The following is an 880-nucleotide window of genomic DNA, read 5'->3' on the forward strand; positions in this document are numbered from 1 at the left end:
GTGTCCACGAACGCGTTCGGGACCCGCTTGACCACCACCGGCTCCCCGTCGAGCGGGGCGACGTCCGGGTGGATCCGCCCGACCTCGGCATCGATGTCGTACGGGGTGCCCGGGCCGCCGTCGTTGATCACGTGCACGACCCGCGCGCCCTCCCGGCGGGCCCGGGACAGCAGTCGCGCGGCGGCGTCCAGCGAGGGCTGCCAGCCGTCGAGTTCCATGACGCCGCGGGTGTAGGTGTTCTGGAGGTCGATGAGGACCAGCGCGGCCTCGCCGAGGATCGCGGGCGTCTGGTCGAGGCCGTTGAGCTCGCGCAGGGTGGTTCTGGGCATGGGTGTACCGCCTTCGGCATGCGGGTGGAGGGGCGGCCCGAACGGTGAGTGGGCCATACGGGTAAAACTAGGAGCCGGCCACCGATGTCGGCAATGACGTCTCACCCGCAGATACCGACATGCCACAGCGCCCTGCCCACACCCCTGGGGGACCCGTGCCGGACACCGTCCGCCGTCTCGTCGTCATCATGCTCTTCGACGGCGTCGACCTGCTCGACGTCACCGGGCCGCCGGAGGTGTTCTCGCTGGCCCTGCGCGAGACCGAGGAGGCCGCGGGCTACCGGGTGCTGCTCGCCGCCGCGACCACGGACCCGGTCACCACCGGCGCCGGGGTGCGCGTCCTGCCCGACACCACCTTCGCCGAGGCCGCCGCCGGGGCCGTCGACACGCTCATCGTGCCCGGCGCGGTGGAGGTCGACGCCGAACGCCGCGTCCATCCGCTCGTCGACCCGCGCCTGGTGGAATGGGTCCGGGTGCTGGCCGCCCGCGCCCACCGGGTCGCCTCCGTGTGCGTGGGCGCGCACCTGCTGGCCGCGGCCGGCCTGTTGGAC

2 protein-coding genes are annotated in these 880 nt (G+C 73.4%); one reads left to right on the forward strand and one right to left on the reverse strand.

The genetic code is table 11. The features are described 5' to 3' along the window. Positions 1-329: isochorismatase family protein (locus tag KUM32_RS38510; protein ID WP_217146453.1), on the reverse strand; the 329-nt coding region annotated here is incomplete at its 3' end. A 188-nt stretch (positions 330-517) separates the two neighbouring features. Here KUM32_RS38510 and KUM32_RS38515 point away from each other — a divergent pair. After that, positions 518-880: DJ-1/PfpI family protein (locus KUM32_RS38515; protein WP_217146454.1), on the forward strand; the 363-nt coding region annotated here is incomplete at its 3' end.

It is taken from the genome of Streptomyces sp. AC627_RSS907, assembly GCF_019049165.1.